The sequence below is a fragment of the Saccharopolyspora antimicrobica genome (assembly GCF_003635025.1).
Lineage (GTDB): Bacteria > Actinomycetota > Actinomycetes > Mycobacteriales > Pseudonocardiaceae > Saccharopolyspora > Saccharopolyspora antimicrobica.
Genome location: NZ_RBXX01000002.1, coordinates 6,254,258 through 6,275,620 on the forward strand (window position 1 = coordinate 6,254,258; position 21,363 = coordinate 6,275,620).

At 71.1% G+C, this 21,363-nt stretch carries 24 protein-coding genes; 19 read left to right on the forward strand and 5 right to left on the reverse strand.

All coding sequences use genetic code 11. The features are described 5' to 3' along the window. The first annotated feature begins 549 nt into the window (after window positions 1–549). The 8 genes from ATL45_RS29735 (at window position 550) to ATL45_RS29770 (ending at window position 5,768) form a co-directional block, all read left to right on the forward strand. Window positions 550–804 carry a helix-turn-helix domain-containing protein gene (locus ATL45_RS29735; protein ID WP_093146310.1) on the forward strand — a complete coding sequence of 85 codons (255 nt, stop codon included), beginning with the start codon at window positions 550–552 and terminating at the stop codon, window positions 802–804. Further along, window positions 801–1,568 (forward strand): bestrophin-like domain, encoded by a 768-nt coding sequence (locus ATL45_RS29740; RefSeq protein WP_093146311.1) that lies wholly within the window; start codon window positions 801–803, stop codon window positions 1,566–1,568. The genes ATL45_RS29735 and ATL45_RS29740 overlap by 4 nt, the downstream gene beginning before the upstream one ends. Next, the gene (locus ATL45_RS39085) at window positions 1,568–2,716 is read left to right on the forward strand and encodes a DUF6923 family protein (RefSeq protein ID WP_093146312.1); all 1,149 of its coding nucleotides are present in this window, start codon (window positions 1,568–1,570) and stop codon (window positions 2,714–2,716) included. Before ATL45_RS29740 ends, ATL45_RS39085 begins: the two co-directional genes overlap by 1 nt. A gap of 48 nt (window positions 2,717–2,764) precedes the next feature. Then, entirely contained in the window at window positions 2,765–3,232 is a 468-nt protein-coding gene (locus ATL45_RS29750) for a DUF4442 domain-containing protein (protein ID WP_093146313.1), read from the forward strand. Between the two features lie 135 nt (window positions 3,233–3,367). Then, window positions 3,368–4,387: a cation diffusion facilitator family transporter gene (locus ATL45_RS29755; RefSeq protein WP_093146314.1), complete on the forward strand. Its 1,020-nt coding sequence runs from the start codon at window positions 3,368–3,370 to the stop codon at window positions 4,385–4,387. Between the two features lie 55 nt (window positions 4,388–4,442). Next, the gene (locus ATL45_RS29760) at window positions 4,443–4,742 is read left to right on the forward strand and encodes an ArsR/SmtB family transcription factor (RefSeq protein ID WP_093146315.1); all 300 of its coding nucleotides are present in this window, start codon (window positions 4,443–4,445) and stop codon (window positions 4,740–4,742) included. Continuing rightward, entirely contained in the window at window positions 4,739–5,122 is a 384-nt protein-coding gene (locus ATL45_RS29765; RefSeq protein WP_093146316.1) for a VOC family protein, read from the forward strand. Before ATL45_RS29760 ends, ATL45_RS29765 begins: the two co-directional genes overlap by 4 nt. A 118-nt stretch (window positions 5,123–5,240) precedes the next feature. Then, window positions 5,241–5,768: a COG4315 family predicted lipoprotein gene (locus ATL45_RS29770; protein WP_246025624.1), complete on the forward strand. Its 528-nt coding sequence runs from the start codon at window positions 5,241–5,243 to the stop codon at window positions 5,766–5,768. A 41-nt stretch (window positions 5,769–5,809) separates the two neighbouring features. On the opposite strand, the gene ATL45_RS29775 is transcribed toward ATL45_RS29770, so the two are convergent. Beyond that, the gene (locus tag ATL45_RS29775) at window positions 5,810–7,018 is read right to left on the reverse strand and encodes an acetyl-CoA C-acetyltransferase (RefSeq protein ID WP_093147386.1); all 1,209 of its coding nucleotides are present in this window, start codon (window positions 7,016–7,018) and stop codon (window positions 5,810–5,812) included. Between the two features lie 190 nt (window positions 7,019–7,208). Here ATL45_RS29775 and ATL45_RS29780 point away from each other — a divergent pair, with 190 nt between their 5' ends. After that, window positions 7,209–8,729, forward strand: coding sequence for a 3-hydroxyacyl-CoA dehydrogenase (locus ATL45_RS29780; protein ID WP_093146317.1), 1,521 nt, complete (start codon window positions 7,209–7,211; stop codon window positions 8,727–8,729). Between the two features lie 118 nt (window positions 8,730–8,847). Further along, the gene (locus tag ATL45_RS29785) at window positions 8,848–10,008 is read left to right on the forward strand and encodes an acyl-CoA dehydrogenase family protein (RefSeq protein ID WP_093146318.1); all 1,161 of its coding nucleotides are present in this window, start codon (window positions 8,848–8,850) and stop codon (window positions 10,006–10,008) included. A gap of 7 nt (window positions 10,009–10,015) precedes the next feature. Here the strand turns inward: ATL45_RS29785 and ATL45_RS29790 are convergent, their stop codons facing one another. Further along, window positions 10,016–10,840, reverse strand: a complete 825-nt coding sequence (locus ATL45_RS29790; RefSeq protein ID WP_093146319.1) for a helix-turn-helix domain-containing protein — start codon at window positions 10,838–10,840, stop codon at window positions 10,016–10,018. Between the two features lie 206 nt (window positions 10,841–11,046). On the opposite strand from ATL45_RS29790, the gene ATL45_RS29795 reads away from it, so the two are divergent. The 3 genes from ATL45_RS29795 to ATL45_RS29805 all read left to right on the forward strand — a co-directional run bounded on the left by ATL45_RS29795 (window position 11,047) and on the right by ATL45_RS29805 (window position 14,214). Further along, on the forward strand, window positions 11,047–12,246 hold the full coding sequence (locus tag ATL45_RS29795) for an MFS transporter (protein WP_093147389.1): 1,200 nt from the start codon (window positions 11,047–11,049) through the stop codon (window positions 12,244–12,246). Between the two features lie 148 nt (window positions 12,247–12,394). Continuing rightward, window positions 12,395–13,414, forward strand: a complete 1,020-nt coding sequence (locus tag ATL45_RS29800; protein ID WP_093146320.1) for a glycoside hydrolase family 5 protein — start codon at window positions 12,395–12,397, stop codon at window positions 13,412–13,414. 5 nt (window positions 13,415–13,419) lie between these two features. Then, window positions 13,420–14,214, forward strand: a complete 795-nt coding sequence (locus ATL45_RS29805) for a heparin lyase I family protein (protein ID WP_170210390.1) — start codon at window positions 13,420–13,422, stop codon at window positions 14,212–14,214. Here ATL45_RS29805 and ATL45_RS29810 read toward each other — a convergent pair. After that, on the reverse strand, window positions 14,166–14,972 hold the full coding sequence (locus ATL45_RS29810; RefSeq protein WP_093146322.1) for an NAD-dependent epimerase/dehydratase family protein: 807 nt from the start codon (window positions 14,970–14,972) through the stop codon (window positions 14,166–14,168). The genes ATL45_RS29805 and ATL45_RS29810 overlap by 49 nt on opposite strands. A gap of 316 nt (window positions 14,973–15,288) precedes the next feature. Continuing rightward, window positions 15,289–15,753, reverse strand: coding sequence for a MarR family winged helix-turn-helix transcriptional regulator (locus tag ATL45_RS29815; protein ID WP_093146323.1), 465 nt, complete (start codon window positions 15,751–15,753; stop codon window positions 15,289–15,291). Between the two features lie 211 nt (window positions 15,754–15,964). Between ATL45_RS29815 and ATL45_RS29820 the strand changes: the two genes are divergently transcribed. Both ATL45_RS29820 and ATL45_RS29825 read left to right on the forward strand, forming a co-directional pair. Beyond that, on the forward strand, window positions 15,965–16,393 hold the full coding sequence (locus ATL45_RS29820; RefSeq protein WP_093146324.1) for a hypothetical protein: 429 nt from the start codon (window positions 15,965–15,967) through the stop codon (window positions 16,391–16,393). After that, window positions 16,390–16,707, forward strand: a complete 318-nt coding sequence (locus ATL45_RS29825) for a winged helix-turn-helix domain-containing protein (protein ID WP_093146325.1) — start codon at window positions 16,390–16,392, stop codon at window positions 16,705–16,707. Before ATL45_RS29820 ends, ATL45_RS29825 begins: the two co-directional genes overlap by 4 nt. Before the next feature lie 27 nt (window positions 16,708–16,734). Here ATL45_RS29825 and ATL45_RS29830 read toward each other — a convergent pair whose 3' ends face one another. After that, entirely contained in the window at window positions 16,735–17,385 is a 651-nt protein-coding gene (locus tag ATL45_RS29830; RefSeq protein WP_093146326.1) for a 4'-phosphopantetheinyl transferase family protein, read from the reverse strand. Window positions 17,386–17,718: 333 nt separating this feature from the next. Here ATL45_RS29830 and ATL45_RS29835 point away from each other — a divergent pair, with 333 nt between their 5' ends. Genes ATL45_RS29835 through ATL45_RS29850 form a run of 4 tightly spaced genes read left to right on the forward strand, consistent with a single transcriptional unit; the run spans window position 17,719 to window position 21,360 of the window. Then, window positions 17,719–18,564: an ABC transporter permease gene (locus ATL45_RS29835; protein WP_093146327.1), complete on the forward strand. Its 846-nt coding sequence runs from the start codon at window positions 17,719–17,721 to the stop codon at window positions 18,562–18,564. Then, window positions 18,537–19,268 carry an ABC transporter ATP-binding protein gene (locus tag ATL45_RS29840; RefSeq protein WP_093146328.1) on the forward strand — a complete coding sequence of 244 codons (732 nt, stop codon included), beginning with the start codon at window positions 18,537–18,539 and terminating at the stop codon, window positions 19,266–19,268. The genes ATL45_RS29835 and ATL45_RS29840 overlap by 28 nt, the downstream gene beginning before the upstream one ends. Then, window positions 19,265–20,365, forward strand: coding sequence for an LLM class flavin-dependent oxidoreductase (locus tag ATL45_RS29845; RefSeq protein ID WP_093146329.1), 1,101 nt, complete (start codon window positions 19,265–19,267; stop codon window positions 20,363–20,365). Before ATL45_RS29840 ends, ATL45_RS29845 begins: the two co-directional genes overlap by 4 nt. A gap of 32 nt (window positions 20,366–20,397) precedes the next feature. Next, on the forward strand, window positions 20,398–21,360 hold the full coding sequence (locus tag ATL45_RS29850; protein WP_093146330.1) for an ABC transporter substrate-binding protein: 963 nt from the start codon (window positions 20,398–20,400) through the stop codon (window positions 21,358–21,360). The last annotated feature ends 3 nt before the right edge of the window (window positions 21,361–21,363 follow it).

The following is a 21,363-nucleotide window of genomic DNA, read 5'->3' on the forward strand; positions in this document are numbered from 1 at the left end:
TTGCGCCGAGGAATGGTTTCACCAGAATGCGGAATGGATGGAATGAAATGGCTCGCTCGTTGTCGGGCCAGTGCCTTCCGCGCTGCCGACGGCGACATTAGCACTGCTGATCTCGGCCGTACAGTCACCCGAAAGTGCTGCTCATTTCGGTAAAGTTCGAGGTGATGAGCTGGTTTTGGGTCACCTGGATCGCGGCTTGCGCAAAACGCTCCGTAATCGACATTGGCAATGGTGTCCGACAGTTCAGCGGTCTTCCACCTGCTTGCGCTAGGCCATTTCGGTGATCTTGGAATATTCCGCGGGCATACTGCTCTGAATGGGTGATCAACTCCGCTGCGGTAGATTCCACGAATCGGACTATCTGTGCTCCGTCCAATTCGGAGTACTGTTCGGGCCGCGGAGGAACTGCGTTCTTCGCGGTGTTTCCTTCAGAAGTTCTGAAATCGTGTCGAGCGGGTTGCAATGCCCGCTCTCGTGCATCAGGAGGCGGGCGAGCGTGTGCGCAAGCGCCATCCGGTCTGTGCAGATCGAGTGGGAGGCGATGTCGTCGTGAAGTGGAACCTGCGGTTGGTCGCGGCCCAGCGCGGTATCTGGAAGGCCGCCGAGCTGCAACGACTGCTCGCCGAACACGGTCTGGTGGTCTCGGCCGGGAAGATGTCGGGGCTGTGGTCGAAGACGCCGGCCAGCCTGAAGCTGTCCGATCTGGACATCATCTGCGCCGCGCTGGGCTGCCAGGTCGGCGAGCTGCTGGTGCCCGAACCGGTGCTCTCGCGCGGCGAGGCCGCCCTCCGGAGCGCCGAGTGAACATCTACCTGCAGGGCACCGTCTGGGTCCTGAGCGCGTCGGTGGTCGCGGCGCTGGTCGGCTACCTGGTGCGCCGGATCGGGCAGGACGAGGGCAGGCCGAGCAACAACGACGCGGCGGGGCAGGTGTTCACCATCGTCAGCGGCTTGCAGGCGGTGGTGCTGGCCTTCGTGCTGGTCACGCTGTTCGACACCGTGACCGATGCCAGGGAAGGGGCCCACCGGGAGGCGCAGAGCCTGGTCTCGGTCGCCTGGGCGGTGGACTCGCTGCCCGCGCCGGCCGCCGACGAGGTCCGCGAGCTCGGTGCCGGGTACCTGCGCACGGTGGTGGACCAGGAGTGGCCGGTCATGCAGCGCGGCGGCGAGGTGGCCGGGCCGGGCTGGGCGCAGCTGGACCAGATCCGCGAGGTGGTGCTGAACGCCCCGGCCGAGGGCGAGTTCGAGGAGGGCCGCAAGAGCGAGGCCAGCACGCAGCTCGGCAAGGTCTACGAGGAACGGCACGAGCGGCTGACCAGGGCGTTCGATCGCGGCGTGGTGGCGGTGGTGTGGTTCGTGCTGATCCTGGGCAGCGTGGTGTGCGTGCTGCTGCCGAACCTCTTCGGCGGTACCCGGCTGTTCCCGCACATCGTGCTGGTCTCCACGCTGGCCGGTGCGCTGGCGCTGCTGCTGTTCGCGATCTTCCAGCTGCAGAACCCGTTCAGCGGTGGTTCGCGGATCGGCCCGGAGGCCTTCACCTGGGCGCTCGAACGGCTCGGTCGAAGTTGATGCGGTGGTGCGCGGCGGCCGTCGCCCTGGTGCTGCTGGCCTCGGCCACCTTGGTGGTGACCGCGGCGGCGTCCTCGGCGTGCTCGGTGCTGCAGGCCCGCAACCGCGGCGGCCTCTCGACCCTGCACCGCGTGGACTTCCCCGGCGCGACCGGCACGAAGCTGGCCGCGCCGGGCTACCGGCTGAACGCCCTCGGGTACTCGGAGTCGCAAGGCCTGGTGTACGCGATGGCCTCGCGCGGTCCCTCCGGCCCGTTCCCGGACGGCGGGCGCGCGGTGGCGATCGCGGCGGACGGGCAGACCCGGGAGCTGGGGCCCGTCCGCGCCGGGCGCGAGGGTGCCTGGTGGCACCCGCTGCGCGCGCCCTCGGCCGGGGCGGTGTCCGGAAACCGCTGGTACCTGGTCGAGAACGGCTACCTGTACGCGGTCGACGTCGACCCCGGGAGCCGGACCTTCCTTGACGTGCTGTCGATGACCGGTATCGAGGGGGTGGGCCGGCTGTCGTCGTTCGACGACTTCGACGTGGACCCGGTCGACGGCCAGCTCTACAGCGTCACCGCCACCAGGACCGGGGCCGTGGCCCTGGTGCGCCTGGACCGCGGCAGCGGGCAGGTGTCGAAAGTGGCCGATGTGCCGGGACTTCCGCCGCTCAGCTACGGATCGGTGGTGATCGGGTCCGACCGCGCGCTCTACGTCACGGCGAACGAGTCGGGCGGGATGTACCGGGTGGACCGGGACGGTTCGGTGCGCGAGCTGGCCGTCGTCCTCCCGATGACGAGCTCCGATGCGGCGGGCTGCCTGGCGGGGGAGAGCCCACCCGCTCCGCCGCCTCCGACCACTCCGCCACCGACGAGCACTTCGCCGACCGCCCCACCGTCGACGATTCCGCCACCGACCACACCGCCGTCGGCCACACCGCCGCCCGAGCCGCCGTCCGAGCCGCCGTCGCGGACGCCGGTTCCGGAGCCCAGTCCGATGCCGGAGCCGACGCCGAGTTCTCCGCTGCCACCGGGCAACTTCGCCGCGCCTGCGGAGGAACCCGATGTGGAGACCTCCGGGCACAGCACCGAGGAGAAGCGGCGGTGGGTGCTGGCCGTGCTGGTGCTGCTGATCGGCGGCAGCGCCGCGGCGCGGCGGCTGTCGCGATGACCGGGGTGGTCTTGGCAACACAAGTTACCGATGAGTAGCATCCGTGGCATGACCACCGAAACCGCTGCCGCGGATTCCTTCGACGTCGGCGCCTTCCTGACCCAGTCGGTGCCGATGGTGCGCACGCTCAACCTGGAGTACGTCGAGACCACGCCGGAGCGGGCCGTGCTCCGCCTGCCGGACCAGGCGGAGTTCCACAACCACGTGGGCGGCCCGCACGCCGGTGCGATGTTCACCCTCGCCGAGTCCGCCAGCGGCGCCATCGTGATCGCGGCGTTCGGCGACCAGCTCAGCCGCGCGGTGCCGCTGGCCGTGCGCTCCGAGATCGACTTCAAGAAGCTCGCCATGGGCGAGGTGACCGCCACGGCGGTGCTGGGCCGCCCGATCGCGGACGTCCTGGCCGAGCTGGACGCCGGGGAGCGCCCGGAGTTCCCGGTCCAGGTGAGCATCCAGCGCGCGGACGGTGCGGTCACCGGCGAGATGACGATCGTCTGGACGTTGCGCCCCAACGGCTGACCGCAGGCCCCCGCGCCGGTTCCACTGTGGATGGACCGTCGCGGGGCGCACCTGCGATTTCCTTGCAGTTGCAGCGTTGTCGCACGCCTGGTCACGGGCCTATGGTTCGGATGTCGCCGAACCCGAGGAGTCCGGATGTGGCCGAAGCGGGCGAGAGCAGGGCACGGGCATGGTCACGGGCACGGAAGCGGATGGGCGCGGTTGAAGCACGCCGTGACGCCGCACAGCCATGACGCCGTCGAATCCGTCGACCGCGCGCTGACGGCCAGCCGGAAGGGCATGCGGGCGCTGTGGATCTCCTTCGGCGTCCTGGCGGTCACGGCGGTCGGGCAAGCCGTTCTGGTCGCCTTCACCGGCTCCGTCGCCCTTCTCGGCGACACGCTGCACAACTTCGCCGACGCGCTGACCGCGATCCCGCTCGCGATCGCCTTCCTGCTCGCCCGGCGCGCGGCGACGCGCCGCTTCACCTACGGGCTCGGCCGCGCCGAAGACCTGGCCGGGTTGATCATCCTGCTCGTGATCGCCGCATCCGCCGCGATGGCGGCGTGGGAGTCGGTGCAGCGGCTGGTCGCGCCGCAGCGCGTCGAGCACATCGCCTGGGTCGCGGCGGCCGGGCTGCTCGGTTTCGCGGGCAACGAGCTGGTCGCGCGCTACCGCATCCGCATCGGCCGGGAGATCGGCTCGGCCGCGCTGGTGGCCGACGGATTGCACGCGCGGGCCGACGGTTTCACCAGCCTGGCCGTGCTCGGCTCCGCGGCCGGTGCGGCGCTGGGCTGGTGGTGGGCCGATCCCGTCGTCGGACTGCTGATCACCGGCGCGATCCTCGTGGTGCTGTGGGGCTCGGCGAAGGAGGTCTTCGCGCGGGTGCTCGACGCCGTGGATCCCGGTCTGGTCGTGCGCGCCGAACAGGAGTTGGTCGCCACGCCGGGCGTGCGAGGGGTCGGTGATCTGCGGCTGCGCTGGGTCGGCCACTCCCTGCGCGCCGAGGTGGAGCTGGAGGTCGATCCGCGGCTCAGCCTCGCCGAGGCCCATCGCATCGCGCACGAGGCCGAGCACCGCCTCTGGCACGCGCTGCCGCGACTGGGCGGCGCACTCGTCCACGCCCACCCGTCGGGCCCGCAGGAAGCGCACGAACTCGTCGCGCACCACCACTGAGCAGGCCCGGAGCCGATAGGCAAGTGGCTGCTTGCATGCAAGTGGATGCTTGCCTATGGTGGATCGGGTGAGCGACGTGTTCAGAGCGCTGGCGGATCCCACTCGGCGGGCGATCCTCGACGAACTGGCCGATCATGACGGCCAGACCCTGTTCGAGATCTGCGGCCGGCTGACCGGCAAGCACGGGCTGGGGTCGTCCCGCCAGGCCATCTCGCAGCACATCGAGGTGCTGGTGGAGGCAGGGCTGGTCGAGACCCGGCGGGACGGTCGTTACAAGTTCCACCACCTGAACACCGGTCCGCTGGAACACCTGACCGACCGGTGGCTCGGGCCAGATGCGGAGGAAACCCCTTGAAGATCTACGTGACGAGCGTCTTCGTCGACGATCAGCGCAAGGCGCAGAAGTTCTACACCGAGGTGCTCGGCTTCCAGGTGAAGCACGACATCCCGCTCGGCGAGGCCAGCTGGCTGACGCTGGTCTCGCCGGAGGCCCCGGAGGGCACCGAGCTGCTCCTCGAGCCCGACGGTCACCCCGCCGTCAAGCCGTACAAGACCGCCCTGGTCAACGACGGCATCCCGGCCACGTCGTTCCAGGTGGACGACGTCCGGGCGGAGTTCGAGCGGCTCTCCGCCCTGGGCGTGCGCTTCACCCAGGAACCGACCGAGATGGGCGACGTGACCACCGCGGTCTTCGACGACACCTGCGGGAACCTGATCCAGATCGTGCAGATGTGACCTCGCGGCGGGCGCCGTCGAGCGGCGGCGCCCGCCTGCGGAAGCGGTCCCGGTGCGTGAGACTTGTGGTCCGCGTTGCGTCGTCCCGGGGCCCGGCCCCGGCCGCTGGGAGGCCTCGATGGTCCACCTCACCCGAGCCCGCACGGCCGCGCTGGGCGGCATCGGGCTGGCCGGCGGCATGCTGGCCCTGATCGCCGGGTGCGTGCCCGGTGGAGAAGAACCCGCGGGCAGCGGAGTCGGGACCCCGCCACCGCCGGCGACCGCGCCGGCTGTCACCGGCGGCACCATCGTCGTCCGGACCCAGCAGGTGCCTGGCCTCGGCACGGTGCTTACCGGCCCGGACGGCCGGGCGGTCTACCTGTTCGACCAGGACGGCGACGCCGAGCCCACCTGCGTCGACGCCTGCGCGCGCGACTGGCCGCCGCTGACCACGAACGACCCACCGGTGGCCGGCCCGGAGGTGAACCAGCAACTGCTCACCACGGTCCGGCGCCCGGACGGCGGCAACCAGGTCGTCTACAACGGACACCCGCTGTACTACTACATCGGCGACGACGTCCCCGGCCAGGCCAACGGCAACGGCGTCCGCTCCGGCGGCGGCTACTGGTACGCCCTGTCGCCCGCAGGAACCAAAATCGAGCGGTGAAGGGCACTTTCAGCGAATGGCGGTGCCCTTCACCGGTTTCATCAGATGCGCTCGAAGACCGCGGCGAGGCCCTGGCCGCCGCCGATGCACATCGTCTCCAGGCCGTAGCGGGCTTCTCGGCGGTGCATCTCGCGGGAGAGCGTCGCCAGGATCCGGGCTCCGGTGGCGCCGATCGGGTGGCCCAGGGAGATGCCGGAGCCGTTGACGTTGAGGCGCTCGAAGTCGGCGGGCTTGAACTCCCACTCCCGCGTGCAGGCCAGCACCTGCGCCGCGAACGCCTCGTTGAGCTCGATCAGGTCGACGTCGGCGAGGGTGATCCCGGCGCGCTGCAGGGCTTTCGCGGACGCCGGGACCGGGCCGATGCCCATCGTGCGCGGCGGCACGCCCGCCCGCGCCCACGACACCAGCCGGACCAGCGGTCGCAGGCCCAGTTCCGCGGCGCGCTCCGGGGTCGTCACGATGCAGATCGCCGCCGCGTCGTTCTGGCCGCTGGCGTTGCCCGCGGTCACCGTCGCTTCCGGATCCTCCTTGCCCAGCACCGGCTTCAGCGCGGCCAGGGAGTCCACAGTGGTCTCCGGGCGCGGGTGCTCGTCGACCTCGACCACGGTGTCGCCCTTGCGGGAGCGCACCGTCACCGGCACGATCTCGTCGGCGAAGAGCCCGGCGCTCTGGGCTGCGGCGGCGCGCTGCTGCGAGCGCACCGCCAGCTCGTCCTGCTCGGTGCGGGGGATCGAGTACTCGCGGCGCAGGTTCTCGGCGGTCTCCAGCATCCCGCCGGGCACCGGGAAGTTCGCGCCGCCCGCGGTGACCCGGCCGCGGGCCAGCGAGTCGTGCAGCTCCAGGCCGCTGCCGCGGATGCCCCACCGGGCCTCGGTGGTGTAGAACGGCGCGCTGCTCATGCTCTCCGCGCCGCCGGCCAGCACGACATCGCTGACGCCGGTCTGCACCTGCATCGCGGCGTCGAGGACGGCCTGCAGCCCGGAGCCGCAGCGGCGGTCCAGCTGGGTGCCGCCGACCTCGACGGGCAGTCCGGCGTCCAGCGCCGCCACCCGGCCGATCGCCGGGGCGTCGGAGGTGGGGTAGCCCTGGCCGAGGATCACCTCGTCGATCGCCGCGCCGTCCAGCCCGGTGCGCGCCAGCAGCGCCCTGATCACCGTCGAGGCCAGGTCGACCGCCGGTACGGTCTTGAACACCCCGCCGAACCGGCCGATCGGGGTCCGCAGCGGTTCGCAGATCACCGCTTCGCGCATCGCTTGCTCCTTCGGTTCCACCCCGGCGGCCGTTCCGCCGCCGTTTTTCGTTCGTAGCACAGCGCCGTTGCGCTCCGGAACACGCGGCGATTAAGTTCGATCGGATATCACTGGCCGGGCAATTCAGTATTGGACGGTCTTGGCGTGCCGTGCGAAGGTGCGTCGAGGGCAACCTTTCGGGAGGTCGACCATGCAGTGGGCGGAGCAGGTCAACGCGGTGCGGGTGATCGGCACCGGGGTGATGGGGCGCGGCATCGCGCAGATCGCCGCGGCGGCCGGCCTGACCGTGGAGCTCGCCGACGCGCGGACCGAGGCGGTGACCACCGCGGTCGCCGAGATCGGTCGGATGTTCGACAAGCTGGCGGGCAAGGGGCGGATGACCGCTGAGCAGGCGGCGGCCGCGCGCGAGCGGCTGCGCCCGGTGGACAGCCCGCTGGCGCCCACCGAGTGCGACCTGGTCGTGGAAGCCGTCCGCGAGGACCTGGCCACCAAGCGCGAGCTGTTCGCCGAGCTGGAGAAGATCTGCCCGGCGAAGACCGTGTTCGCCACCAACACCAGCTCGCTGCAGGTCACCTCCATCGCCACCGCGCTGGGCGATCCGAGCAGGCTCGCCGGGCTGCACTTCTTCAACCCGGTGCCGCTGATGCGCCTGGTGGAGGTCATCCCCGGCGCCCGGACCGCGGAGTGGATCCCCGACGCGCTGCTGGCGCTGGTGCGGCGCCTGGGCCACACCCCGGTGCGCGCCACCGACACACCCGGCTTCCTGGTCAACCACGCCGGCCGCGGACTGGTCACCGAAGCGCTGCAGATCCTGTCCGAGGGCGTGGCGAGCACCTCGGACGTCGACCGGATCTGCCGCGACGTGCTCGGCCTGCGGATGGGCCCGTTCGAGCTGATGGACCTGACCGGGCTGGACGTCACCCACCCGGCGATGGAGAGCATCTGGACCGGCTACTACGGCGACCCGAGGCTGCGCCCGTCGCCGATCACCCGCACCCGCCTGGAGGCCGGGCTGCTCGGCCGCAAGACGGGGGAGGGCTTCTACCGCTACGCCGACGGAGTCAAGCAGGAGGCGCCCGAGCCGCAGGCGCCGGAGGCGGTGGCGCGCCCGGTCTGGTCGGACAGCGCGGACCTGCTCGACGCGCTGGCCGCGGCGGGCGTCGAGGTCGAGCGGTCGCCGGAGCCCTCCGACGGCGCGGTCGTGCTGGTCAGCCCGTACGGCCACAGTGCCGCCACCGCCGCGCGGTCCGCGGATCTGCCCGTGGCGCGGGTGTGCGGCGTCGACCCGCTGAGCACCGAAGCCCGCTGGACGCTGTCGGTGCACCCGGCCTGCGACGTGGAGTTCGCGCGATCGGCCTGGGCCGCGCTGGCCGCGACCGGCCGCGCCGTGACGGTGGTGCGCGACAGCCCGGGCATGGTCGCGCAGCGGATCCTCGCCGCGATCGTCAACACCAGCTGCTTCATCGCCGAGCAGCGCCTGGCCGACCCGGCCGACATCGACACCGCGGTGCGGATCGCGCTGGGCTACCCGCGCGGTCCCCTGGAATGGGGGCAGCAGGTCGGGCCGCGCCGGGTGCTGTCGATCCTGCGCGCCCTGCACTCGGCCACCGGTGACCCGCGCTACCGCCCCAGCCGCTGGCTGGCCGAGCGCGCCGAGCTCGGCCTGGAGCTCACCGGAACCGGCACCACGCCGCAGGACCTGCTCACCTGACGAACCGGGCACCCGGAACAGGGGGCGAGGCCGTGAGTGCTTTGGGGTGCCATAGCGCCCCGAAGCGCTCACGGGACCTCACCTGCGGGCAGCAACACCGAGAACCAAGAGGAACACCGTGGACTTCGAACTGACCGACACCCAGATCGCGTTCAAGGAGATGGCGGCGCAGTTCGTCGATGCCGAGATCGTGCCGCACGTGCGCGAGTGGGACCGCCGCGAGGAGGTCGACCTGGCGATCGTGCGCAAGCTCGGCGAACTCGGCTTCCTCGGCCTGACGCTGCCCGAGGAGCACGGCGGCGTCGAGGCCGACATGATCAGCTACGCGCTGGTGATCGAGGAGCTCGGGCGCGGTGACTCCTCCGTGCGCGGCATCGTGTCGGTGTCGCTGGGACTGGTCGCCAAGTCCATCGCCGGTCACGGCAGCGAGGAGCAGAAGCGGCACTGGTTGCCGCAGTTGGCCAGCGGTGAGGCGCTCGGGTGCTTCGCGCTGACCGAACCCGACGCGGGCTCGGACCCGGGTTCGCTGACCACCCGCGCGCGCCGCGACGGCGAGGACTGGGTGATCACCGGGCAGAAGATGTTCATCACCAACGGGACCTGGGCGAAGGTGGCCCTGCTGTTCGCGCGCACCAGCGACGACGGCGGCCGGGGCATCACCGCCTTCCTGGTGCCCACCGATTCGCCCGGCTTCACCGCCAACACCGTGCACGGCAAGCTCGGCCTGCGCGGCCAGGCCACCGCGGAGCTGGTGCTCGACGAGGTGCGGGTGCCGGATTCGGCGCGGCTCGGCGAGGTCGGCAAGGGGCTGGGCATCGCGCTGGGCGCGCTGACCAAGGGCCGGATCTCGGTCGCGGCGGGCGCGGTCGGGGTGGCGCAGGCGGCGCTGAGCGCGGCGACCCGCTATGCGGGCGAGCGGGTGCAGTTCGGCAAGCCGATCGCCTCGCGCCAGCTGGTGCAGGAGCTGCTGGCGGATTCGGCGGTGGAGGTCGAGGCGGCGCGGCTGCTGACGCTGCGCGCGGCGGCGCTGGCCGAGCGCGGGGTGTCGCGCCAGGAGCTGACCACCGCGTCGTCGATGGCGAAGCTGCACGCGAGCGAGACCGCGGTCCGCGTCGCCAACAACGCGCTGCAGGTCTTCGGCGGGTACGGCTTCATCGACGAGTACCCGGTCGGCAAGTACCTCCGCGACGCCCGGGTGCTGACCCTCTACGAGGGCACCAGCCAGGTGCAGAAGCTGATCATCGGCAGGTCGCTGACCGGGGTCGACGCCCTGACCTGAGCGCGCGTCAGGAGATGGACCGGAGCGGGCGGCGGAGGCGCTCCACCGCCTGCGCGGTGGGTTCGTCGGCGGCGTGGAAGACCACGAGCTGCTGGGCGTCGGCGGGGAGTTCGAGGGTCTCCCGGAGCAGCCGGAGCCGGTACCCGGCCGGGTGGTCGAGCCGCAGCGTTGCGCGCTCCGGCACCGCGTGGCGCTTCAGCCGCCGGGTGAAGTCGGGCCCGGCGATGGGGGAGAGCTCCGCGGTGAGCCACTCGGAGTTCTCGACGGAGGGCGCCAGCCACAGGTCGAAGGCCTGCTCGTCGGCGATGTCGTCCCAGTCGGCGAAGAACGTCCGGGCGCGGGGATCGGTGAAGACGTACCGCGTGAGGTTGGGCCGGTCGGCCTCGAGCAGCCCGGTGCCGCCGATGATCGCTTCGAATCCGCTGGTGCGGGCGAGGACGTCGCCGAGCCGGTTGGTGACGATGGCGATCCCGGGTTCGAGGAGCCGGACCGTCCGCAGCACCGGCTCCCGCACGTGCCGGGGTGGCGGTGCGGGCCGCAGATCGGCGGAGCAGGTGCTGCCGGTGAGCTTCGCGAGGTAGCGCAGGTGGTTTCGCTCCGAGAGCGCCAGGCCGAGTGCGTCTGCGAGTGCGTTGACCACCGCGGCCGACGGATTGCGGTCCCGGCCCTGCTCGATGCGGGTCAGGTACTCGACGCTGATCCCGGCCCGCGCGGCGAGGTCCTGGCGGCGCAGACCCGGCGCCCGGCGGTGGCGGCGGGCCGGCAGCCCCAGGGATTCCGGCTGGGTGCTGTCGCGCTTGAACCGGATGAAGTCCCCCAACGGCGTGCCCATGCCAGTGAGGATATGGCCGATCCCGCTGATCTCGAAGCGACGAGGGTGGCCGTGCTGGGGCCATCCAGAGCGTGGCCTGGTCGTCGGCGCGGCGGGACGCCATCGTGGTGGGCACGGAGGGCGGTCGCGATCCGCCGACGGTGTCCAGTGTGGACCGACTGGTTCTCCGCGTTGCCGGAGATCTGTCCACGGTGGTGGTTGTCGAGATGAGTGCGTTGGCGGAGACCGAGCGGCCGGGTTCCGGCCGGGTGCTGCTGGTGTGGGGATTGCTGGTGGTGGCCGCGAACCTCCGCCCGGCGCTGACCGGTGTCGGGCCGGTCCTGGATCGCGTGCAGGCCGATCTGGGGCTGGCCCCGGCCGCGGCCGGGCTGGTGAACGCGTTGCCGTTGCTGGCGTTCGCGGCGGTGTCGCCGGTGGTTCCGCGGCTGGCCGCGCGGTGGGGGCCGGAGCGGTTGCTCGGGATCGCCCTCGGGGTGCTGGCGCTGGGGATCGCGGTCCGGTGGTTCCCGGCCGTGGGCCCGCTGTTCGCCGGCACCGTGCTGATCGGGGCCGGGATCGCGGTGGGCAACGTGCTGCTGCCGAGCCTGATCAAGCGCGACTTCCCGGCGTCGGTGGGGCTGCTCACCAGCGCGTACGCCACCGTGATGGGCGGTGTCGCCGCAGTGGCCTCCGGGCTCGCGGTGCCGATCGGCGAGGTCGCGCCGGGCGGGTGGTCCACCGCGCTGGGGTGCTGGATCGTGCTCGCCGTGGCGGCGCTCGCGCTGTGGCTCCCGCAGTGCGGAAGTCCGCGTGCTCTGGTGGAAGTCCGCAGGCCCCGGTTGCCGTGGGGATCGGCGCTGGCGTGGGCGGTCACGGCGTTCATGGGCTTGCAGTCGCTGGGCTTCTACGTCGCCGTGACGTGGTTGCCGCAGGTGTTCCAGGACGGCGGGATGAGCGCGGCGGCGGCGGGATGGCTGCTGTTCCTGTTCCAGGCGGTCGCGGTGCTGACCGGCCTGGCGGTGCCCGCGGTGCTGCGCGGAGCGCGTGATCAGCGCGCGGTGTCGGTGGCGTGCTCGCTGGTCGTGCTGGTCGGCTACCTCGGGCTGCTGGCCGTACCGGGGTGGGCGGTGCTGTGGAGCGTCCTGCTCGGGCTGGGTGGTGGAGCTTGCCTCGTGCTCGCCCTGGCGTTCCTCGGTCTGCGCGCGCCGGATTCCGCTGCCGCGGGTGCGTTGTCGGCGATGGCCCAGTCGGTCGGCTATCTGCTCGCGGCGGTGGGGCCGGTTCTGTTCGGGCTGCTGCGCAGCGCCGGTTCCGGGTGGCAGGCGCCGCTCGCGCTGATGTGCGTCACCGCGGCCGGGCAGACCATCGTCGCGGTGGTGGCCGGCCGGGGGACGGTGCCTCACCCGGACGGACGAGCATCGGCCTGACCAGCGGTGATTCTGCCGCCTCCGGTTGGCAAGTCCCCTGTTGGGGGGTATTGACGGTTTTTCTCCGCGGTCGCTATCGTGGCCCGCAATTGGGAACTTAGTTTCCGATTTCCCGCCGCCAGAATCGCCTTCGACCGAGGAGATGCCGATGAGGTGGCAGAACTGTGTCCGCGCGGCGGCCGTAGCCGCGACCCTGCTCATGACCGGCACCGCGGCCCAAGCCGCCGCGCCGGGGACGACGATCCCGGATGAGCTCGAACCCGTTGCGCAGAACGGGGTTCTGTCGGTGTGCGGCATGACGCTGTGCAACCAGAGCGGGGCGCCCGTGCAGCTGCGCGGGATGAGCACGCACGGCCTGCAGTGGTACAGCCAGTGCGTCAACGACGAGTCGCTGGACGCCCTGGCCCAGGACTGGCAGGCCGACGTCCTGCGGATCTCCATGTACATCCAGGAAGGCGGCTACGAGGACGACCCGGCGAAGTTCACCGAGATGGTGAACAACTACGTCGAGGAGGCCACCGAGCGCGGCATGTACGCGATCATCGACTGGCACATGCTCGACCCGGGCGACCCGAACTACAACCTGGAGCGGGCCAAGACGTTCTTCACCGAGGTGGCCCAGCGCCACAAGGACAAGCCGAACGTCCTCTACGAGATCGCCAACGAGCCCAGCGGCGTCGAGTGGGCCGAGATCAAGAGCTACGCCGAGGAGCTGATCCCGGTGATCCGGGAGCAGGACCCGGACTCGGTGGTGCTGGTCGGCACCCGCGCCTGGTCGTCGCTGGGGGTGTCCGAGGGCGCCGACGAGAAGGAGATCGTCGACAACCCGGTCAACGCCGAGAACATCATGTACACCTTCCACTTCTACGCGGCCTCGCACGGCGATGAGTACCTGAACACGCTCTCCCGCGCGGCCGACGAGCTGCCCATGTTCGTCACCGAGTTCGGCACCCAGGAGGCCACCGGTGACGGCGGCGACGACTTCGACATGGCGCAGCGCTACATCGACCTGATGGCCGAGAAGAACATCAGCTGGACCAACTGGAACTTCTCCGACGACTCCCGCTCCGGAGCGGTGTTCAAGGAGGGCACCTGCGACGCCGGCCCGTACCCCGGCACCGACCAGCTCAAGCCGGCCGGCGTGTGGGTGCGCGAACGGGTCGGGTGATCGCGGTGCGGCAGCTGCTGTGCACGGGGATCGCGATCGCGGCGGCGGTGCTGTTGTCAGGCTCCGCGCTCTCGGCCCCGGCGACGTCGTGGGAAGCCGAAACCTCGCGCGGCACCTCCGTTTTCGAAGGCGTGGAGGAGAAGCCGGGCAGCGTCGACGTCGTCGACGACCCGCTGGGCGAGCACGGTTCGGTGTACCGGCTGCACACCTCCGGTGAGCAGCAGGGTTCCGAGCGGGTCCGGGTGGAGACGCGCGGGCACCGCACGCCGGACGGCGACCGGCTGCGGTTCACCGAGGGTGACACCTACTACATCGGCTGGCGGTCGATGTGGGATCCGCTGCCCACGGCCGAGGGCGAGTGGGTCGCGCTGTGGCAGCTCAAGGACTACGGATCCGGTGCGGCGACCCCGCCGCTGTCGCTGCGCGCCCGCGGTGACGTGCTGGACCTGGAGTACGCCGACCCGGACATGAAGACAACCCGGCTGTGGGAGATCCCGCTGCCCCGGGGGAGCTGGAACAGCTTCGTCATCGGCGTGCACGTCTCCAGCGACCCGGGCAAGGGCTGGGTCCGGTTCTGGTACAACGGCGAGGAGCAGCTCCTCAATGGACAGAAGCAGGCGCCGGCGGCCACCTTGCGCGCGGACTTCGTGACCGACAAGTGGGGTGTGTACCGGTCCGACGGTGTCCGCGGCGAGGCGACCGCCTACCTCGCCGACGCGAAGGTGGGCACCGGCTACGCCGATGTCGCGCCTCAGTCGGGCTCGCCCAGCGGGAGGGTGGTGAACGAAGCGCCGAGGTAGTCCTGCTCGGTCCCGGGCCGGTTCGGCACCACCTCCGCGGCGTAGTCCTCAGCGTCGTCGCGGGGGTGGTAGCCGATCTGCTCGCCACCGGTGGGCGACAGCAGCCGCCGGGTGTTGCGGGAAACTCCCCACACCACCCGGAAACCGGGGGAGGGGGTGGTCAGGCAGGCCTCGAACAGCCGACCGGCGTCGTCCGGGGACAGCCAGATCGACAGGTCCCGCTCGTCGTTGGGACGCGGTGAGCAGGCGCCGATGCGCAGGCAGATCACGTCCATGCCGAACCGGGAGTGGTAGAGGCTGCCCAGCGCCTCCATCGCCGCCTTGCTGAACCCGTAGTAGGTGTCCGGGCGGGGCGGTGCCTCGTCGGGGAAGCCTTCGTCGCCCGCACCGGCGACGGGCAGGAAGCCGACGGCGTGGTTGCTCGATGCGAGGATCACCCGTGGGACACCGGCTTTGCGCGCTGCCTCCAGGACGTTCCGGGTTCCGTCCACATTGGTCGAGAGGATTTCCTCCCAGGTGTGTTCCCTGCTGCGCCCGGCGAGGTGGATGACGGCGTCGACGCCTGCGCAGGCCTGCTGGACCGCCTCTGGGCCGGTGATCGCCGCGGTGCGCAGCTCGACGCGTTCGCCGGGTTCGGCCGCGGCGGGCGGCTGGATGTCGAGCAGGCGCAGGACGCGGTCCGGCCGCGCCAGGCGGGTGCGCAGCATCGCGCCGACCAGCCCTGCGGCGCCGGTGACAAGGATTCGTTGCGGCGGCATTGGTTCCTCCGTGGGGTGCACACCGCACACGGTAGACGGGGAGGTGGCCGGGTGGGGGTTCGCTCCCGCCGCCAGACCTGAGCGAACCCCCGGTCGGTGAACGCGGATTCCGCGTCGCGCCCCGGACCTCGAACCTGAAACTATGTCAGCATGTGAATGGTGTCAAGTATGTGACCGACATTCGAAGATGTGAATTCCGGTGAATGCGCGGCAAAACCGCGACCGAACAAATCCACAGTGGACGATTGACGACCTGCTCCGGACGACGAACCGCCCCCGGAGGAAGGGCTCCTCCGGGGGCGGTCGTGGCGGGGTGTCAGCTGTTGGCTTGGCGGAGCGTGCGCATCGCTTCGGCGAGGGCGGCCGAGTCGGCTTCGCCCAGCGGCGCCAGCACGTGCTTGCGCAGCACCTCGGCGGCGGTCTTGCGGGAGCGCTGGGCGATGTCCAGGCCGTGGTCGGTGAGCACCGCGTAGGTGACGCGGCGGTCGGTCTCGCAGGGCTCGCGGCGGATCAGGCCGGCCTTGGCCATCCGGTCGGCGACCTTGGTGAAGCCGCCGCTGCTGAGCGCGGCCTCGTGCGCGAGCTTGGTCATCGGCATCCGGTGCTCGGGGGAGCGCACCAGGCGCAGCAGGATGTCGAAGGAGGCCGGGGCGAGCTGGAACTCCTCGGCGATCGCGGCGGTCAGCTTGCCCTGGGTGACGTGGTAGCCCTCGATGACCAGACCCCACCAGGTGATGATCTCGTCGTCGTCGGTGCGCGGGTCTGGGCGGGTGCTGCTCACTGCTGCTCCTCGGTGACGGGTGTTGCTGCGGACAGTCTACTCCAGAAACGTTCGAACGGAAGTCTCTTGCTGGAAAGAATGACGATAATTGCCATCTTTCTAACAAGAGATTCTTCGTCGGTGTGACCTGCGTCCCCTCATGTGCTTTAGTGGGTACCAACTACTTTAGGAGTCCTAAAGTGATCACCACTTGGACGCGAGAGGATGGATCATGACCAACGGAGTCACCGGAACCGCTGCTGAGAACCTCGCGAAGGCCGAGGCGTTGCGCGCCCGCACCGCCATGGCCGGGCGGTGGTACAGCTGGTACCTGGTGGTGCTCGGCGTCGTTTCCGCCGCAGAGATCACCCTCGTCGAGACCGTGTTCGCGGAGGGGTTCGCCCGCTACCTCGTCATCGGCGCGTGGTCGGCGTGCCTGGTGCTGGGTTCGTGGTGGGCCGCGCGGCGCACGGTCTTCCCCATCAAGGCGGGCTCCTGCCTGATAGTGGCGATCGCGGTGTGGTTCGGCGCCTACCTGGTCCTGGTCGGCCCGCTGGTGCGGTGGCAGTTCGGCACCGAGCTGGTGCCGTGGGCGATGGCCGCTCTCGGCCTGTCGATCCCGTTCTTCGTCGCGGCCGTGGTGAGCAGGATGCTCCGATGAACCACCCGCGGCGCGAGCTCGACCCGGTCATCCACTCCCCGGTGCGCTTCTCCGTGGTGGCGGCGCTCAGCGGCGTGGAGCAGGCGGAGTTCCGGTTCATCCGCGACACCGTCGAGGTCAGCGACTCGGCGCTCTCGCAGCACGTGGCGGCGCTGGAGCAGGCCGGCTACGTCAAGGTCACCAAGGGCAGGGCAGGCCGCCGCGCGAAGACCTGGCTCGCCCTGACCGAATCCGGCAGGCGGGCCTTCACCCACCACCTCGCGGTGCTCAACCGGATCGCGACCGAGCCGCCCCAGCCGCCACCTGAACCATGAGCGGCGGGCAGGTGCCGGCCACCCGGGTCAGAGGTGGGCGATGGCGGTGATGATCAGGGAGTTCTCGACCAGCCAGCGGCCGGTGAAGCTCGTCAGCGGCGTGCCGGTGCGGTCCGCACCCGGTTTGAGCAGCTGAGCGGTGAAGGTGCCGCTGGGATCGAGGTGCAGGCGGGCGTCCTCGAAGCCCAGCCACTCGCGGGTGATCGGGTACCAGGTCTTGTAGACCGTTTCCTTGCAGCTGAACAGGATCCGGTCCCAGTGGCGCGGCGGATCCGCCGCAGACAGCTCGGTCAGGTGGGTGCGTTCGTCCGGCAGCGACACCGCGTCGAGCACGCCGTCGGGGAGCGCTTCGTGCGGTTCGGCGTCGATGCCGAGCGACTGCACCTTCTCCTGGTGGGCGACGACCGCGGCCCGGTAGCCCGCGCAGTGCGTGATGCTGCCGACGATCCCCGCCGGCCACTGCGGCGCTCCGCGCTCGCCGGGCAGCACCGGCACCGGTGCGACGCCGATGCGGTCCAGCGCCTGCCGCGCGCACCAGCGGGCGGTGGTGAACTCCCGGCGGCGCTTGCCCACCGCGCGCGCGATGATCGCCTCCTCCTCCGGGAAGAGGTCCGCCCCGGGCGGATCTGTGACCGTCTCCACGCAGCTGACCTCGGCGGGCAGCAGTCGTTCGATCACGCTCGACCACCCGCCGCGATCACCCGATCGTCGAGGTCAGCGGCCTCGGGGCGCACGTGCCACATCGGCATTCCCAATCTGTGGAGTTGGTTTACACGCCTGCTGGCACCCGGTTACGGTCAGCGGCATGATCCGGACGGTGTCCCTGACGACACGAGGTTACGTCGACTTCGTGCGCGTGTCCTCAGCCCTCTGTAGCCGGTAGCGATCTCCTCCGCGCGCGATCGCCGCGCGGTCACCTTCTCCCATCCCGCGCGCGTGAGCCGACGTGCGCGTTGCCCGCGCAGCCCACCACCGGCCGCGCCATGCCCTCATGCCCTGCGGAGAGTGCAGATGACCACGTCCACCGAACTCGCACCCAGCCGGGACCCGATCGCCGTCACGACCGTGCAGACCCGCACGGCCAGGCGCGAGAGTCGTGTTCCCCGTTGGCTTTTCAAACTCGCCAGCCCGATCGCCCTGTTGGTGCTCTGGCAGGCGCTGAGCAGCTCCGGCGTGCTCAGCGACGACACCCTGGCTTCGCCCGCGACGGTGCTGAGCACCGCGGGCGAGATGTGGGCCGAAGGCCGGTTGCAGGAGGCGATCGCCGCCTCGATGCAGCGGGTCGGCGCCGGCCTGGCGATCGGCGTGCTCGCCGCCGTGGTGCTGGCCACGCTGTCCGGGCTGTTCCGGCGCGGTGAGGACATCATCGACGCGCCGATGCAGATGCTGCGCACGGTGCCGGTGATCGGCCTGATCCCGCTGCTGATCATCTGGTTCGGCATCGGCGAGCAGCCCAAGATCGTGCTGATCGCGCTGGCCGTGACCTTCCCGCTCTACATGAACATCTACGGCGGCATCCGCAACGTCGACGCCGCGCTGGTCGAGGCGGCCAAGACGCTCGGCCTGGGCTGGTTCGCCCAGATCCGGCACGTCATCCTGCCCGCGGCGATGCCCAACGCCCTGGTCGGGCTGCGCTACTCGCTCGGTTCGGCGTGGCTGGCGCTGGTGTTCGGCGAGACCATCAACGCCACCGCGGGCATCGGCTACGAGATGAACATGGCCCGGGAGTTCTTCCAGACCGACGTGATCGTGGTCTGCCTCGTGCTCTACGCACTGCTCGGCCTCGTCGCCGACTTCATCGTCCGACTTCTGGAGAGGATCGTGCTGGCATGGCGACCGGCGTTTCGGGGAGCGTAGTGAAACCGGCCGCGGTGCGCGGCCTGACCAGGAAGTTCGGCGACCGTGCGGTGCTCGACGAACTCGACCTGGAGATCGAGCCGGGCCAGTTCGTGGCGCTGCTGGGGCCCAGCGGGTGCGGCAAGAGCACGCTGCTGCGCATCCTGGCCGACCTCGACCGCGAGGTGAGCGGCGACGTCGAGGTGGCGGTGCGGCGCGCGGTGGCCTTCCAGACACCGCGGCTGATGCCGTGGAAGCGCGTGTGGCGCAACGTGGTCCTCGGCCTGCCCGGTCGCCCCGACAAGGAGCGGGCCGTCGCGGCGCTGGCGGAGGTCGGCCTGGAGCACCGGGTCGAGGTGTGGCCGAAGGTGCTCTCCGGCGGTGAGGCGCAGCGCGCGTCGCTGGCGCGCGCCCTGGTGCGGGAGCCGGATCTGCTGCTGCTCGACGAGCCGTTCTCGGCGCTCGACGCGCTCACCCGGATCAAGGCCCAGCAGCTGGTCGGCGAACTCTGGCGGCGGCACGGCTGCGCGATCCTGCTGGTCACGCACGACGTCGAGGAAGCGCTGCTGCTGGCCGACCGCGTGCTGGTGATGCGCGACGGGCGCATCGGCTTCGACCAGGTGCTGGACCTGGACCGCCCGCGGGATGTGAGCGATCCGGCGTTCCTGGCGCTGCGCGCGCAACTGCTGTCCTGGCTCGGCGTCGGTGAGGGGAGCGCGCGATGACGGTGGAGTTCATCGGGATGATCGGGGCGCAGCACGTCTCGGAGATCCACGCGGCGGCCGGGCCGCCGGTCAACCCGGCGTTCCTGCGCGAGTTCGCCCGGGCCCACGAGGACGCCGGGTTCGACCGGGTGCTGATCGGCTACGGGTCGAGCAGCCCGGAGAGCACCCAGCTGGCCGCGCACGCCGCGGCGCACACCGAGCGGCTGGGCTTCCTCATCGCGCACCGTCCCGGTTTCGTGGCGCCGACCCTGGCCGCGCGCACCTTCGCCACCGCCGACCAGCTCACCGGCGGCCGCATCGCGGTGCACATCATCACCGGTGGCGACGACGCCGACCAGCGGCGCGACGGCGACTACCTGTCCAAGGAGCAGCGCTACGCGCGCACCGACGAGTACCTGGAGATCCTGCACCGGGTGTGGACCGCGGAAGGCCCGGTCGGCCACGACGGGGCGCACTACCGCTTCGAGGACTGCAACGCCACCGTGAAACCGGTGCAGCAGCCGAGGATTCCGCTCTACTTCGGCGGATCGTCGGAGGCCGCCCACCGGGTGGGTGGCAAGCACGCGGACGTGTTCGCGCTGTGGGGCGAGCCGCTGGCGCAGACCGCCGAGCAGATCGCCGCCGTCCGGGCGGCGGCCGAGGCGGCGGGGCGCACCGAGCCGCCGCGGATCAGCGTGTCGTTCCGGCCGATCCTCGGAGCCACCGAGGAACAGGCGTGGGACCGCGCGCACCGCGTTCTGGCCCGGATCAGGGCCGCGCGCGGTGGGCTCGCGTCGTTCACCGGGCCGAAGACCCTCAACCCCGGCCAGCAGGTGGCCAACGTCGGCTCGCAGCGCCTGCTGGCGGCAGCGGCGGCGGGGGAGCGGCACGACCGTGCACTGTGGACGCCGACGGCGTCGGCGACGAATGCGGCGGGCAACTCCACCGCGCTGGTGGGCACGCCGGAAACCGTTGCGGCGGCGTTGCTCGACTACGTCGACATCGGCGTCACGACGCTGCTGATCCGCGGCTACGACCCGTTCGAGGACGCGGTGGACTACGGGCGCGAGCTGATCCCGCTGGTGCGCCAGGAACTCGCCCGCCGCGAAGTCGCCTAGGCGCGGGCAGATTGAGTTTGGAGAACTGCAGAATGCGAACGACCAGAGCTCTGCTCGCGGTGCTGACCGCCGCGCTGCTGGCCGCGACCGGATGCGCGAAGGGCGAGCCCGGCTCGTTGTCCGATGTCACGCTCGTCCTGGGCGATCAGGCAGGCGGCCTGCGGGCCAGGGTGGAGGCATCGGGAGCCTTCGACGACGCGCCTTACCGAATCAAGTGGGCCAACTTCCAAGGCGCGGCACCGCTCTTCGAGGCCATGCGTTCCGGCGACGTGGACACCGCCACCGCCGCCGACGCACCCACCGTGCAGGCGATCGCGGGCGGCGTTCCGGCGCGACCGGCGCTGGCGACAGCGGCCTCGCCGAGTTCCACGGCGATCATCGTGCCGCCGGGATCACCGATCCGGACCGTGGCGGATCTGCGAGGCAAGCACCTCGTGGTGTCCACGGCACCCGGCGCCGTCTCGCACTACACCGCGCTGGGCGCGTTGGAGGAGGCCGGGCTCACCCCGCAGGACGTGCGGCTGACGTTCAGCCTGCCCACCGACGCGCAGGCCGGGTTCAGCGCCGGGCACATCGACGCCTGGGCCACCTTCGACCCGTACCTGGCGATCGCCCAGCACGCGGGAGCGCGCGTGATCCGCGACGGGGAGGGCATCAACGGCCGCAACGGCATCCTGTCCGTGTCGGCGGCTGCGGCAGCGGACCCGCTCAAGCGCGAAGCGCTGGCCGACGCGCTGCGCCGGTTCGAGGCGGCGTGGCGGTGGAGCGACGAGAACCCGGCGGAGTACCAGCGCGTCTACGAGAAGCTGACGTCGCTGGACCCGCCGGTCGCGCGGCAGATCCTCACGCGGACCAAGCAGGAGGTCCGGCCGCTGGGCGACGACGTCGTCGCAGCGCTGCAAGCCGTCGCCGACCGCTACCTGGCGGCGGGCGTGCTCCGGGAGCCGGTAGACGTGGCCGGGGCGTGCGAGCGCGACCTGTACCGGGCGGGGTGAGGC